15 protein-coding genes are annotated in these 13,614 nt (G+C 33.2%); 14 read left to right on the forward strand and 1 reads right to left on the reverse strand.

Annotation, left to right across the window (positions count from 1 at the left end; all coding sequences use genetic code 11):
- Positions 1 to 120: 120 nt before the first annotated feature.
- The 12 genes from AB8S09_RS10245 to AB8S09_RS10300 all read left to right on the forward strand — a co-directional run bounded on the left by AB8S09_RS10245 (position 121) and on the right by AB8S09_RS10300 (position 9,540).
- Positions 121 to 489: a GntR family transcriptional regulator gene (locus AB8S09_RS10245; protein WP_294181761.1), complete on the forward strand. Its 369-nt coding sequence runs from the start codon at positions 121 to 123 to the stop codon at positions 487 to 489.
- A gap of 2 nt (positions 490 to 491) precedes the next feature.
- Complete coding sequence (locus AB8S09_RS10250; protein WP_294181760.1) at positions 492 to 1,187, forward strand: ABC transporter ATP-binding protein; 696 nt, start codon at positions 492 to 494, stop codon at positions 1,185 to 1,187.
- Positions 1,187 to 1,999 carry a hypothetical protein gene (locus tag AB8S09_RS10255; protein WP_369869072.1) on the forward strand — a complete coding sequence of 271 codons (813 nt, stop codon included), beginning with the start codon at positions 1,187 to 1,189 and terminating at the stop codon, positions 1,997 to 1,999. The genes AB8S09_RS10250 and AB8S09_RS10255 overlap by 1 nt, the downstream gene beginning before the upstream one ends.
- Before the next feature lie 88 nt (positions 2,000 to 2,087).
- Complete coding sequence (locus tag AB8S09_RS10260) at positions 2,088 to 2,354, forward strand: hypothetical protein (protein WP_294181755.1); 267 nt, start codon at positions 2,088 to 2,090, stop codon at positions 2,352 to 2,354.
- Positions 2,355 to 2,544: 190 nt separating this feature from the next.
- Positions 2,545 to 3,252 carry a response regulator transcription factor gene (locus AB8S09_RS10265; protein WP_294181753.1) on the forward strand — a complete coding sequence of 236 codons (708 nt, stop codon included), beginning with the start codon at positions 2,545 to 2,547 and terminating at the stop codon, positions 3,250 to 3,252.
- Positions 3,221 to 4,747, forward strand: coding sequence for a HAMP domain-containing sensor histidine kinase (locus AB8S09_RS10270; RefSeq protein WP_294181857.1), 1,527 nt, complete (start codon positions 3,221 to 3,223; stop codon positions 4,745 to 4,747). Before AB8S09_RS10265 ends, AB8S09_RS10270 begins: the two co-directional genes overlap by 32 nt.
- A 192-nt stretch (positions 4,748 to 4,939) precedes the next feature.
- Positions 4,940 to 6,832 (forward strand): LTA synthase family protein, encoded by a 1,893-nt coding sequence (locus AB8S09_RS10275; RefSeq protein ID WP_369869073.1) that lies wholly within the window; start codon positions 4,940 to 4,942, stop codon positions 6,830 to 6,832.
- A gap of 337 nt (positions 6,833 to 7,169) precedes the next feature.
- On the forward strand, positions 7,170 to 7,658 hold the full coding sequence (gene mntR / locus AB8S09_RS10280; protein ID WP_294181749.1) for a transcriptional regulator MntR: 489 nt from the start codon (positions 7,170 to 7,172) through the stop codon (positions 7,656 to 7,658).
- 86 nt (positions 7,659 to 7,744) lie between these two features.
- Positions 7,745 to 8,014 (forward strand): hypothetical protein, encoded by a 270-nt coding sequence (locus AB8S09_RS10285; protein ID WP_294181747.1) that lies wholly within the window; start codon positions 7,745 to 7,747, stop codon positions 8,012 to 8,014.
- 54 nt (positions 8,015 to 8,068) lie between these two features.
- Positions 8,069 to 8,557, forward strand: a complete 489-nt coding sequence (locus AB8S09_RS10290) for a MogA/MoaB family molybdenum cofactor biosynthesis protein (RefSeq protein WP_294181745.1) — start codon at positions 8,069 to 8,071, stop codon at positions 8,555 to 8,557.
- A gap of 43 nt (positions 8,558 to 8,600) precedes the next feature.
- Positions 8,601 to 9,077, forward strand: coding sequence for a cyclic pyranopterin monophosphate synthase MoaC (moaC, locus tag AB8S09_RS10295; RefSeq protein ID WP_294181743.1), 477 nt, complete (start codon positions 8,601 to 8,603; stop codon positions 9,075 to 9,077).
- A 28-nt stretch (positions 9,078 to 9,105) separates the two neighbouring features.
- Positions 9,106 to 9,540 carry an MOSC domain-containing protein gene (locus AB8S09_RS10300; RefSeq protein WP_294181741.1) on the forward strand — a complete coding sequence of 145 codons (435 nt, stop codon included), beginning with the start codon at positions 9,106 to 9,108 and terminating at the stop codon, positions 9,538 to 9,540.
- A gap of 74 nt (positions 9,541 to 9,614) precedes the next feature.
- Here AB8S09_RS10300 and AB8S09_RS10305 read toward each other — a convergent pair whose 3' ends face one another.
- A complete protein-coding gene (locus tag AB8S09_RS10305) occupies positions 9,615 to 10,640 on the reverse strand; it encodes an AI-2E family transporter (protein WP_294181739.1) in 1,026 nt (341 codons plus the stop codon).
- Between the two features lie 198 nt (positions 10,641 to 10,838).
- On the opposite strand from AB8S09_RS10305, the gene AB8S09_RS10310 reads away from it, so the two are divergent.
- Positions 10,839 to 11,648 carry an ABC transporter substrate-binding protein gene (locus AB8S09_RS10310; protein ID WP_369869074.1) on the forward strand — a complete coding sequence of 270 codons (810 nt, stop codon included), beginning with the start codon at positions 10,839 to 10,841 and terminating at the stop codon, positions 11,646 to 11,648.
- Between the two features lie 123 nt (positions 11,649 to 11,771).
- Complete coding sequence (locus AB8S09_RS10315; RefSeq protein ID WP_369869075.1) at positions 11,772 to 13,526, forward strand: sigma-54-dependent Fis family transcriptional regulator; 1,755 nt, start codon at positions 11,772 to 11,774, stop codon at positions 13,524 to 13,526.
- Positions 13,527 to 13,614 lie beyond the last annotated feature (88 nt).

The following is a 13,614-nucleotide window of genomic DNA, read 5'->3' on the forward strand; positions in this document are numbered from 1 at the left end:
AAGAATAGAATAGGTGATTTGTGGACAAACATCATAAAAATTGAGGTTGATATTACTATATAATTAGTGTATTATGATAATATAACACTAAGATATTAGTTCAGACGTGGAGGTGAAAAAATGGACAGTGAATTTGAACCCAATATACCAATATATGTTCAAATAATGAATGATATAAAGAGAAGAATAGTAAGTGAGCAATTGAAACCCGAAGATAAATTGCATTCTGTAAGGGAGATGTCCGTAAAGCTCAAAGTAAACCCAAATACTATTCAAAGAGCCTATCGGGAATTGGAAAGACAGGGTATCACTTATAAACAGAGAGGTATGGGTACTTTCGTAAGCGGCGATATATCGGTTATAAATAATTTAAAAAGGGAAATGGCACAGGATGTGCTCTGTAATTTTATGAGAGATATGAAGGGACTGGGATTTTCACCAAAAGAAATAGTTGAAATTGTAAGAGAAAATATACGGGAGGATATTTAAAAATGGAAACTATATTGAAGTGTACTGATTTAAAGAAGTCCTATTTTAGGAAAACCGCTTTAAATGGACTCAATTTGGAAATTAAAAAAGGGAGAATAACGGGGCTTTTGGGGCCGAATGGAAGTGGAAAAACCACTTTCCTAAAAATAATAGCGGGAATATTAAGGCCAAGTTCCGGGGAAATACTTATAAATGGCAACAGGCCGGGAATAAAGACAAAAGCCCAGGTCTCCTATTTACCTGACAGGGATTATCTTTACAAATGGATGAGAATAAGCGATGCTGTAAATTTTTTTGACGACATGTATGATGATTTTGACAAGGAAAAGGCAGGAGAAATGTTGAAATTTATGAATTTAAGTGAAGACAGCAAAGTTAGAGAATTATCCAAAGGGATGAGTGAAAAATTGTATCTTACATTAGTGCTGTCTAGAAAATCTCAACTTTATGTGCTGGATGAGCCTTTAGGAGGAGTGGATCCTACTACCAGAGAAAAGATATTGGATGCGATACTTAAAAACTATACCGAGGAGAGTTCCATACTCATAACTACTCATTTGGTAAGTGATATCGAAAGATTATTTGACGATGTTGCATTTATATCTGAAGGCAGGATAGTATTGTTTGGAAATGCAGAGGAATTGAGGTCCGAAAGAAAGATGTCCATAGATGAAATATACAGAGAGGTGTTCAGGTAATGTTTAAATTTGTAAAATATGATCTTGAGGGATGCTTTAAAGATTTTGTAATAATGATATGTACAATAATAATTTTAAATTTACTGTTGCTCACAAGAATAAATCTATGGGATTCAAATATCATAATTTTTTTAAACCTTGTTATAAGCTTTGTAGCTGAGATAATTGTTATAGTATGGAATATAAAATTATTCAGCAGGGATATATATGAGGGCAGCGCTTATCTTGTTTTCACCACACCTAAAAGTGGAAAGAACATATTGATTAATAAAATAATAACGGCTATTTTACAATGCCTTATAGTATTATTTTTCCTGTTCCTGTTTACAGCTATACTGGTTGAAATGCTGAATCTTACCCAGGGTTTCACATTTGGCTTGAAGATAACTTTTGGCCGGCTTTTAAGTGCTGTAACTCCACAATTTATAGCATATTCAATATTTGTGGTTCTAATTGTGTATATTTCATTTTTACTTACCGTGTATTTATCTCTTGCATTGGGGAGAGTTGCTATTAAAAACAGGAAATTGGGTAAACTGGGTACATTTATAATATTTGTAGTACTTTGCATTATACAGGTTAAAGTAGAAAATGCTGTTTCCAACGTATTTCCCCAGGGTTTTATGTTGAAAATATTTAATAATGAAGGCGGACAATCCTGGACAAATTTTGGAAATGCCATTGTCAATACCAATAACCCTTTTATTTCGGGTGTTAGTTTAAATATAGCGGAAATTTCTGTATCTCTGATTTTTATTATAGCAATGTTTTATGCTACGGCTTATATTATAGAGAACAAATTGGATTTGTAATTTCAACATCTTTTTAAATTTTATGAATATTGGAGGATTTGCTTAAAGTTGGGGAGAATATAGAATGTAGGAAGGGGTTGATTATATTATGGGAAAAATACATGTTTCAAAGTCACAGTTAATAAAGGATAAGTCTGATAAAGTTGATAAGATATTTGCTGGCTTGAAAGAAGATTCCAGTCTGGAAAATTTTGCAGAAGCATTTAGGCAAAATTATCCGGAGGATTGGGACAGGATAGTCAAACGCTATAATGAGCATAAGAAATTGAGGAAAAAAGGCAAGAATTATCCCATGCCTGAACCTGAAAAATATCTTGAGCAGATTTATAATAATTACCTTGATAAGAAAAATTGATAAGTTTTATATTTAAGAAGATTGCCTCAAAATTAAATTTCGGGGCAATCTTTTCACAATATTGTTATAATTTTATTTTAAATTTGGTGTGCTTGATTAATCTGTACAAATCACCGCATTTCATATATTATGTTAATGTGAATAAATAAATTTCTAAAGTGGAAAAAACTTTACAATAGGAGATATGTAGATGAGTAGAACTATTTTAATGGTAGACGATGAAGAGAGAATGAGGGTTCTCATAGAGGCATATTTAAAGCATGAAGGGCTAAATGTTATTTTAGCTGAAAATGGGCGGGATGCTCTTGAGAAATTTAAAAATAACCATGTGGATTTAGTGGTACTTGATATAATGATGCCTATAATGGATGGCTGGGCAACTTGCAGGGAACTTAGAAAAATTTCAAATATTCCAATAATTATGCTTACCGCACGAGCTGAAGATGAAGATCAACTTCTGGGATTTCAACTTGGTACGGACAGCTATGTGACTAAACCCATAAGCCCTAAGATTTTGGTGGCCAAGATAAAGGCACTTCTGAAAAGAGTTTATGATGAAGACAGCACTGTAAAAAAGAATATTTATGGAGGCATTTTTATTGACAAAGAGGGACATGAGGTGAAGGTAGATGGAAAAAGTGTATATCTTTCACCAAAAGAATTTGAATTGCTATACTATTTAATAAAAAATAAAGACATAGTTTTGAGCAGAGAAAAAATTTTGGATTCTGTATGGGGACTGGATTATTGTGGGGATCTCAGAACAGTTGATACCCATGTTAAAAGATTGAGGGAAAAATTGGGAGCCAAAGCTTATTTAATAACTACAGTTAGAGGGATTGGATATAAATTTGAGGTAAAAAATGATGAAAAAGGGAAACATTTTATGGGAAAATAAGTTTTTATTAAAAATAAGGAAAAATATAACCTGGAAGTTATTTATAATAACTGCATTGGTTTTTATAATTTTTATAAGCGGCACTTTGGTTTTCCAATCGCTTTTTTTTGGTAAGTTCTACATAAATAAAAAGGAAAAAAATATTCAAAGTGAAACACAGAAGTTTAAAACAATGTACAATAAGACAAAAGATGAAAATGAAGTAGTAGAAATTATAAGGAATTTTGAAGAAAATAATAATGCTAAATTGGTTATAATGAATAGAGAGGGGAAAATAAAATTTATCACGAAATTAGACAATGAAAGTTATGATGCGGCAAGAATAAAAATAATAAATGATATTATAGTGGAATGGGTAAGAAATTTTAACTCGTTAGATGATATGATAAAATATAACAAATCCGTAACTGTAATTACCGATAGGGAAATTCATGGTAGAAAAAATATTCTCACTGCTGTCCCGGATAATAAACGGGAAGAGATAATATTTGCAGTCACTTCTCTTCAGCCGGTAGATGAGGCATCTTCTGTAATAAGGGAATTTTATATTTATTTTTACATAGGGGCTGTCATATTGATACTGTTACTTTCCCTCATATATACCAATATGGTTTCAAAGCCTTTGGTCAAATTGAATAACACTGCAAAGAAAATGGCTTCTCTTGATTTTTCGGAAAAATGTGATGTAAAAAATGAAGATGAGATAGGAAATTTGGCTGACACGTTGAATTTTCTGTCTTATAATCTGGATAAAGCATTGACTTCACTTAAAAAGGCGAATTTGAAACTGGAAAAGGACATAGAAAGGGAAAGAAAAATAGAAAAGGTCAGGAAAGAATTTGTAGCTTCTATTTCCCACGAGCTTAAAACCCCCATAAATTTAATAGAAGGGTATGCAGAAGGATTAAAAGATAATATTTTTGAAGGTGATGAAAAGGACAGTTATATTGATGTCATAATAGATGAAAGCAATAAAATGGCAAATTTAGTATCGGATATGCTGAAATTGTCCCACCTTGAGTCCGGTATAATTAAACTGGATAGAGAAATATTTTTTATGGATGAACTTATAACCTATGTATTCAAAAAATTTTCAAAGGTGATAAAGGATAAAAATATAAAAGTCGATTTTAAAATGATAAAACGGGTCAAGGTATATGCCGACTGGGACAAAATGGAGCAGGTTATGGATAATTTCATCACCAATGCCATAAAAAATACAGAGAAAGGTGGGAATATAATTTTTGCCATAGCGGACAGAAAGGACAAAATTATTGTATCCGTAGAGAATACGGGGAAAAATATACCGGTGGAGGATATAACTAAAATATGGAACAATTTTTATAAGATAGATAAATCTCGGAACAGAAAACTGGGCGGTACTGGTATTGGCCTTGCCATAGTTAAAAATATACTGGAGCTACATGGATTTGAATATGGAGTAAAAAATACGGAAAGAGGAGTTATATTTTATTTTATTATGGATAAAGTATGAAGGCATGGTGAATAAATTTCGTTTAAATCCAACGGATCTAAAAATCACTTTATTAATATTAGATTATGGGTTTGTTAACAGAATGTTAAAAAACCTGTCATTTAAGTGTCACGTAAATGATGTAAAATTAAAATTAAAGTTTTATATTTAAAGTTTTGAGATAAAGTGATTGTTTAGAAGAGAGGAAAAGAAATGAGGTTTATAAATGCTAAGAAGGGTAAGGTATTCGATGGGATATTTCACTTATTATTCAATAATATAGATATTATCCTATTTTGCTGTATAATTTATGTAAAACTTATGTCTTATGAAAAGGACATATCTTCAGGTTACCTGAACAAAGCTGTGGTTTTTCCGATAGCTGCATCAATATTGATATTGCTCAGCTTTTCATTACTTTTTAAAGAAAAAAACAGAATAAGTTTTTTGTATATAGTTGATATTGTAATAAGTGCGATACTTGTGACGGATTTGATGTATTATAGGTATTTTAAAGATATAACTACTGTAGCTGCTATAAGAAATGCCAAGCTATTGCAGGGAGTGTCTTCCAGTGTGGGTAGTGTCGCCAATGCAAAGGATCTTTATTATTTTTTGGACTTATTTATACTGCTTCCATTGGAGAAAATTTATAAGAGGAAGAAAAAGAGTGCAAGGCCTTTAATCAGGAGGCTAGTGAGTTTTCTGGTAATATTTGTGGTTGGAATTGGAATGAATGCTGTCGTTTTTTACAGGGTTTCCAAAGAACAGCCTACTTTGCTTACAGCTATGAGCAATAGAATATATTTAACCAACATAATAGGAAATGTAAATTTCCACTTAGTTGACTCCTATAATTATATAAATACTGCTATAAAAAACTCAAAATCCTTGCCAGAACAGAGAATAAAGGATATCAAGGCATTTTTAAAGGAAAATAATAATTCTACGGATGAGACCAATTTTAAGGGTATAGGAGAGGGCAAAAATTTGATAGTGATTCAAGTTGAGGCACTTCAGGGCTTTGTAATAAATCAAAAGGTGAATGGACAGGAGATAACGCCCAATTTGAATAGGTGGGTGAACAAATGCCTGTATTTTGACAATTACTTTTATCAGGTTGCAGGGGGAAACACTTCAGATGCGGAACTGATGTCTAACAATTCTGTTTACCCTGCGCAATCGGGAGCTGCCTACTATACATACAGCGGCAATAAATATGATTCTCTGGCAAGTGCCCTGAAAGATAAGAATTATTATACTGCGGCTTTGCACGGAAACAGTGAGGGATTCTGGAACAGGAATGTCATGTATAAAGCTCAGAGTTTTGATGATTTCTTTGGAGAACACAGTTTTAACATAGATGAAAAAATAGGTCTGGGGTTAAGTGACAGATCATTTCTAAATCAATCTCTGGAAAAAATGAAGAAATTCAAGCAGCCTTATTATTCTTTCATAGTTACACTTACAAGTCATTTCCCATTTGAAGCAGTAGATAAGTATGGAAGTTTCAATGTGGGAGAATATGAAGGAACATTTATTGGGAATTATTTAAAAGCCATTCATTATACGGATGCGCAGTTGGGAGAATTTTTGGATAACCTTGAAAAAGACGGTATAATGCAAAATTCTATCATAGCTTTGTATGGGGATCATTTTGCTATTCCTAAGGACAATGCCCAGCAGCTCTTCAAATTTGAAAATGAAAGCAATAATGACTATACGTGGTTTAAGTATCAAAAAGTGCCTCTGCTGCTTCATTTTCCGAATGACCAATATGCAGGGGTAAATCACAAATATACTTGTCAGATGGATTTATATCCTACACTGGCAAATATGTATAATTTACCTCGAAAATATATGTTCGGTAAGGACATGCTAAATGGAGATAGTCAGAAAGTCATTTTCAGAAATGGTTCCTTTATAGATGGTGAAAATTTATATGTATCATGGTCCGATACTTATTATAATATGCAAACTGGTGCTAAAGTAAATGAAACACCAAAACTTAAAAAAGAGAAGGATGAGTATACAAAAGAATTGCAGTATTCCGATGATCTGCTGAATCATAATCTGATAGAGGAATTTGATAACGGAGGAGCTTGATCAAAAGTAATGGGGGTTTTCGACAGTTACAGTGCCGAAAGCCCCTTTATCATTATTCAAAAGTATTATTGGAATTTAGTATATGTGAAAATTTTAAAGCATATTATTTATATATAGTACATATAATCTTTTATTTAGCCAGCTGTAATGGGGAGGAGTTTCATTTTTGAAACTGGGAAATCGAAAATGTTAATTAAGAATGTATTACAGATAATCTTTATTGTGTTTATATGTGTTATACCTTTCAGCTTAGTGATTTTGATACGGTGCGATATAAAAGAGTTTATCAAGGAAATACAAAATATACGTAAAAAATAGCAATTTATAGGAGAATAATATGACAGACGGAGATTTCTTTACTTTCAGTGAGTATATGAAAAGGGAATGTGATGTTTTAACAGCATCTATGGAGGATTATTTGGAAATGGTTTATAGATTGGCACATAAAGAGGGCTTTACAAGAATTCATGAATTGGCAAAATCTCTAAATGTGCAACCTCCTTCGGCTACAAAGATGATTCAGAAACTTGCCGAATTAAAATTTATACAGTATGAGAAATATGGTATAATAATACTTACAGAGGAAGGCAAAAATATGGGGCAATATTTGTTGAAGAGGCATAATATTGTGGAGAGTTTTCTAAAAGTTATCGGCATATCAGAAGATGTACTGGAGCAGACGGAAAAAGTGGAACATACAATTAATAATCAGACCATAATGTATTTGAAGGATTTTATAGATTTTGTGCATGTGAGACCTGATGTGATTGAAGATTTTGCAGCTTTTAGAAATGCAAGGACAGTGTTAAATAAAGGTTCTAAATAGAAAAGAAAATAATACTTTATTAAAAATTATTTTATGTTATAATCAATTTATAGAAGTAAATACAAAGGTATAAAGGGATGAATAAGATGGATTTTATATTTAAAAAATTTTCTACGGTTTGTAAAATTCTACTGGCGCTAATTGCTGTGGTTATATTCATAAGGATAATACCGTGGATTGTAGTGGCTGGAGTTGCCTTATTTACTTTCGTTAAATTAAGAAAATATCTTAAAAATAGAAAAATAAATAAACCTAAAAATAAAAGAATGAATGGTTTTACCAGAAGGAAGAAACATCCTTTTGGCATTTCACAGGAAAAAATTGTAGATGTTGATTATGATGAGGTAAAAAAATAATTTGATTTTAAAAATTTTGTTGAAAGGAGAATTGAAAACCTTTTAGGTTGTATTATGATAAAAACTGCTGTAATTACAATAAGTGACAGGGGTTCCCAGGGAAAAAGGATAGATAAGACCGGACCTGAAATAGAAAATATATTGAATAAATCTAAATATGAAGTCGTGTATTATAGGATAATACCCGATGAAATTGAAGATATAAAAAGGGAATTGTGCTATGTTTGTGATAAATTAAAGGTGAATTTAGCACTGACAAACGGTGGTACCGGATTTTCAAATAGAGATGTCACTCCTGAAGCCACCTTGAAAGTTATAGAAAAAAATGTCCCTGGAATAGCAGAGGCAATGAGGATGCGATCTATGGAGATAACTCCAAGGGCAATGCTTTCCAGGGCAGTGTGCGGCATAAGGAGGAATACCCTTATTGTAAATCTTCCGGGAAGTCCTAAGGGAGCAGTGGAGAATCTTCAATTCATACTGCCTGCACTTCCCCATGGCATTGACATATTGATGGGATGGGATTCTGAATGCGCAAAATAGGTGTACAAGTTAGCTATTGTGATAGAAAGGAAGAAAGTATTTTATGGAATTAACTCATATAAATAAACAGGGCAGAGCGAAAATGGTAGATGTAAGTGAAAAGGAAGATACCAATAGACATGCTGCAGCTGCAGCCTCCATATATATGAAGAGGGAGACTCTTTCCATTGTAGCGGAAGGGAAGGCAAAAAAAGGGGATGTTCTTTCTGTAGCCCAGGTGGCGGGAATAATGGCTGCAAAAAATACCGCAAATATAATCCCCATGTGTCATTCCATCAACATAACCGGATGTGATATAGAATTTACGCTGGATTTTGAAAAATCTAAAATTGACATAGAAGCTTCTGCAAGAATTTCCGGAAAAACGGGAGTTGAGATGGAAGCACTTGTGGCGGCCAGCACGGCAGCCCTAACCATATACGACATGTGCAAAGCCGTAGATAGGGGAATGGTGATATCAGATGTGATGCTTGTTGAAAAAAGCGGGGGTAAGTCTGGTTTATTTAAGAGAAAACTTTAGAAATATTCTGGGTAATGGGGGTAGTACTATGGCTAAAGTTGTTTCAGTAAATATTAGTGAAAAAAAGGGTGAGATAAAAAAGCCCATAGGCAGGGGATTGTTTAGAAAAAACAACGGACTGGAAAATGATGCCCATGCTGGGAATTGGCACAGACAGGTAAGCTTGCTCGGAAAGGAAAGCATTGATAAGATGAAAAACCTCGGAGTAAAGAATCTATCCAGCGGAAAATTTGCGGAAAATATTACAACAGAGGGGATTATCTTATATAAACTTCCAGTAGGAACTGTGCTTAGAGTGGGAGATGTATCTTTAGAGATTACACAGATTGGGAAGGAATGTCACAGAGGATGTGCTATACGCAGGCAGGTTGGGGATTGTATCATGCCAAGGGAAGGTGTATTTGCAAAAGTAATTAAGGAAGGCTGGATACAAGAGGGAGATCCCATAGCTTTGTCCAGATAATATGTTTGATTAGAAAGTTAAGAAATAAGGGCACGAATTTTTCAAGAATTATTTCCTGAAAAATTCGTGTCCTTTTATTCATCTGTTTTTACACCCAGCAGGTTCAATATGAAAATGAACAGGGGGATACCTATGAGAAGTCCCCATATGCCCATGAGGTGCTGGGAAACTATAAGTACTATAAAAGTGAAAAATATAGGCAGCTGCACTTTGGAAGACATTAACTTGGGGTTTAAAATATAGCTCTCAATGGCGTGGACTATTGCAATCATAATCAACACGTATATTACTTTAGTAATACCACCTATGCTGAAGGCAATAATACACAGTGGAATGAGAGATATGAGTACTCCGGCTATTGGTATCAAACTCAGCATAAATATCATGAAACCTATAGTGACCAGTTGGGGAAAGTTCAATATGTAAAGCATTATTACTGAGATAATGGTATTGATAAAAGCTATCAGAATCTGAGCTTGAATTACCTTGCCAAAAGTGTTTAGAAAATTTTCGCCAAAAAAGCACAGATATTCATATAATCCGGATACCTTACTGTATTTGAATTTTTGCACAAAGGAAATAATTTTATGCTTTTCCAGCATGAAAAATAGGCTGAGTATTATGGAAATGAATGTGTTGAGACTCCATTTTCCAATATTTGCAGCAAGTTGCAGGGACATGTTTACTCCCGATTTCAAATAGCTTTTTATGTCGATTTCACTTAATATATTTATTATGTAGCTTTCAATCGTATTGGACTTAGGATTTGTTTTAGTATTTGATATACTGCTTGATATGTTGTTTATTATATATTTTGTCTGGCTTACGATCTGCGGAACTATTTTCACAATAATTATTCCTATGGATAAAAACAAGAGTATATAGAGGATTGAAGTAGTCAATTTTTCTTTTGCCGAAGTTACTTTATGGACTTTCCTAAGTAGAAGATTCTGTAAACTGTTCATTATGTAAGAAAATAAGAAAGTAAGCAAAAATATGTCAAAAAAGGATCTAGACCAATAGAAAAAAATGATTAAAGCAATAAAAAAAAGTATTCTCTTTGTAGATTCTTTTGAAAAAAAATCTTTTATAGAACTCATATTTTATCTCCTTGATATGTTTTATATAGTATTCTTAAAGCAAATATTGTATTGATAATAATTTTTTGATAGAATTTTGTCTATATAATATTATAATGGTTATCTTGTGAGAATTTCAAGTGATGGAAGGTAAAAATTTGTTCTTGCATATTTATAATATTTAATGTATAATTATTAAAAATAATTGGAGGGAAAAATATGAAAAGAATAGGTATAATAATGCTGAGCGTAATTATGGCATTTACGCTTTTTACAGCTTGTGGATCTAGTACGTCCGGCAACAGCGGAGTGGATAATTCACTTCAAAGGGTTAAGGATTCCGGCAAGCTTTCTATAGGATTGGATGATTCCTATCCGCCTATGGAATTTAGAAATGACAAGAATGAATTGGAAGGGTTTGATATAGATCTGGGGAAAGAGCTTGCCAAAAAGCTGGGAGTGAAATATAATCCTGTGGTAACGGATTTTAATGGAATAGTTTTAGCATTGAAATCCGGGAAATTTGATGCCATATTGGCTACGCTCAGTATAACCGATGAGAGGAAAAAAAGCATAGATTTTGTAGGCCCGTATATAAATGGAGGACAGATAATTGTAGTTAAATCAGGAAACAAATCTATAAATACCAAAGAGGATCTGAAAAACAAGATAATTGGAGTTCAGCTTGGAAGTACTGGTGAACAGGCGGCTGGCAGCGTAAACGGCGTTAAGGAAATTAAAAAATATGATAAAATAACGGAAGCTTTTCACGAGGTCAATATAGGCAGAATTGACGCCCTGGTATGTGATTCCGAAGTTGGTGAATATTACGTGGCAAAGGGCAGGAAAGATTACACCATACTTAAAGACAAGCTTACTAAAGAACCTGTGGGAATAGGAGTGAATAAGAAAGACAAAAAATTGCACCAGGCTTTAAGTAAAGCAATGGATGAGCTTAAAAAGGACGGTACTCTATCTAAACTTTCTGTAAAGTGGTTTGGTCACGATATATACAAGGATAATAATTGATCTGAAGAAGGGTAAAAGCTGTATGGATACTTTTATCCTTCTTTAATATGTTATAAAATAGTAGTATGATAACCTTGATATTGGATAAAGGTAGTGAGTTCAAAAAGAGGAGGGAAACTTTCTGTGATAGAACAGATAAAAAATGATTTGCAGGATATAGCGGAAACCATCAAGGCAGTAGTTGACATCGATATTACTATTATGAACAGAGAGCTTTTGAGGGTAGCAGGTACCGGAAAACTTAAAAAAAAAGTTGGATTGAATGCGCCTAGAAATTCCGTGTTTGAAAAATGTCTGAAAAGTGGGAAATCATATTTTATTGAAAATCCAGGAAATTGCAGTGAATGTATAGTCTGTGAAACAAAGACCCAATGTGATGAAAAGGCAGAAGTGTGTTTCCCGATAATTATAGATGGCAGGGCAGAGGGCGTCATAGCTATGATAATATTTGATGAAAGTAAAAAGGATATGTTTTTAAAAAAAAGAGACAGCTATAAGAATTTTGACAGGAGGATGGGGGAACTTATTTCTTTTAGGATAAAAGAAAAAAAGATGCATCATAAATTAGAATGCAAGTCTACTGAACTTTTAACCATAATAGATTCTGTCAATGAGGGAATTATAACCATAGACAATCATAATAGAATATTGAGTTTAAACAGGTATATAAAGGAAAAATTTAAATTGAAAGAAACCTGCCTTGTAAATAAAGATGTAGATAGAATAATTCCCAAGAGAATAGTGGATAAATTTCAACCCAGCAATTATTATATAGAAGAGGAAACTGTAACTTTGGATTTTAATAAATCAAGATTTAATTTTTTATTGTCTGTAAGACCTATAATTTCCAATGGGGAGATATATGGGGCGGTAATAACTTTTAAAGATTTTAATAAATTGCAGCAATCTGTATTTAAAATAGATGGTAAAAACTCCATGTTTAGATTTAAAGATATAATAGGAAGCAGCAGCATTTTTACCCAGGTTAAGGATCAGGTAAAACAGGTGGCAAAAAAAGATATGCCCGTTTTGCTTCTGGGTGAAAGTGGTACGGGGAAAGAGCTGTTTGCCAGGGCCATACATTATGAGAGCTATAGAAAAAATGAAGTATTTATGCCTATAAACTGCGGTGCCATACCTGAAACGCTGATGGAAAGCGAGCTGTTTGGATATGAAAAAGGAGCTTTTACTGGTGCCAGCAACAGCGGAAAGATGGGAAAGTTTGAAATAGCAAAAGACGGTACTATATTTTTGGATGAAATAGGGGATTTGCCTTTACACATGCAGGTAAAACTTTTGAGGGTGTTAGAGGAAAAAGAGATTATGCGTATAGGCGGTGTAAGTACGATAAAAGTAAACCCTAGGATAATAGCAGCTACGAATAAGGATCTGTATGATCTGGTGGAAAAAGGCCAGTTTAGAGAAGACCTGTTTTACAGGCTGAATGTGATTCCAATAAGAATTCCTGCTCTCAGGCAGAGAGGAAATGATATACTGGAACTTTCACAGTATTTTTTGGATAGGTACAACAACATATATGATAAGAATATAAAAGGGTTTTCTCAAAAGGTAAAAGAAATGTTTTTGGAGTACTCCTGGCCTGGAAATGTCAGGGAACTTCAAAACCTTATAGAATACGCCATGAATTTTGAAAAAAAAGATTTGATAACTTCTGAGACCATAGGGAGAAGGACTGGTGAAGGCAGCAGCAATGTTTTGGAAGGTGATAGTCTTAAAGATATGGTGTTGAAGTATGAAAAAAGAATTATAAATAATTTTATAGAAAAATATGGCTCGGATACCGATTCTAAAAAGCTTATAGCTAAGAAATTGAGAATAAGTCCGGCCACCTTGTACAGAAAAATGGATAAAAGCTGATTTTTATCAAAAATGAGAATTAGTTATCATTTTTGATATATGAAGCAGATTTAAACTGCCAGGAGAGTGGAAGCATATATATAAAATA

It is taken from the genome of Clostridium lapidicellarium, assembly GCF_041224415.1.
Lineage (GTDB): Bacteria > Bacillota > Clostridia > Clostridiales > Clostridiaceae > Clostridium_B > Clostridium_B lapidicellarium.

Coding starts and splice junctions, on each gene's coding strand:
- AB8S09_RS10245 (WP_294181761.1), top strand. CDS start 121: ATGGACAGTGAATTTGAACCCAATATACCAATATATGTTCAAATAATG.
- AB8S09_RS10250 (WP_294181760.1), top strand. CDS start 492: ATGGAAACTATATTGAAGTGTACTGATTTAAAGAAGTCCTATTTTAGG.
- AB8S09_RS10255 (WP_369869072.1), top strand. CDS start 1,187: ATGTTTAAATTTGTAAAATATGATCTTGAGGGATGCTTTAAAGATTTT.
- AB8S09_RS10260 (WP_294181755.1), top strand. CDS start 2,088: ATGGGAAAAATACATGTTTCAAAGTCACAGTTAATAAAGGATAAGTCT.
- AB8S09_RS10265 (WP_294181753.1), top strand. CDS start 2,545: ATGAGTAGAACTATTTTAATGGTAGACGATGAAGAGAGAATGAGGGTT.
- AB8S09_RS10270 (WP_294181857.1), top strand. CDS start 3,221: ATGAAAAAGGGAAACATTTTATGGGAAAATAAGTTTTTATTAAAAATA.
- AB8S09_RS10275 (WP_369869073.1), top strand. CDS start 4,940: ATGAGGTTTATAAATGCTAAGAAGGGTAAGGTATTCGATGGGATATTT.
- mntR (WP_294181749.1), top strand. CDS start 7,170: ATGACAGACGGAGATTTCTTTACTTTCAGTGAGTATATGAAAAGGGAA.
- AB8S09_RS10285 (WP_294181747.1), top strand. CDS start 7,745: ATGGATTTTATATTTAAAAAATTTTCTACGGTTTGTAAAATTCTACTG.
- AB8S09_RS10290 (WP_294181745.1), top strand. CDS start 8,069: ATGATAAAAACTGCTGTAATTACAATAAGTGACAGGGGTTCCCAGGGA.
- moaC (WP_294181743.1), top strand. CDS start 8,601: ATGGAATTAACTCATATAAATAAACAGGGCAGAGCGAAAATGGTAGAT.
- AB8S09_RS10300 (WP_294181741.1), top strand. CDS start 9,106: ATGGCTAAAGTTGTTTCAGTAAATATTAGTGAAAAAAAGGGTGAGATA.
- AB8S09_RS10305 (WP_294181739.1), bottom strand. CDS start 10,640: ATGAGTTCTATAAAAGATTTTTTTTCAAAAGAATCTACAAAGAGAATA.
- AB8S09_RS10310 (WP_369869074.1), top strand. CDS start 10,839: ATGAAAAGAATAGGTATAATAATGCTGAGCGTAATTATGGCATTTACG.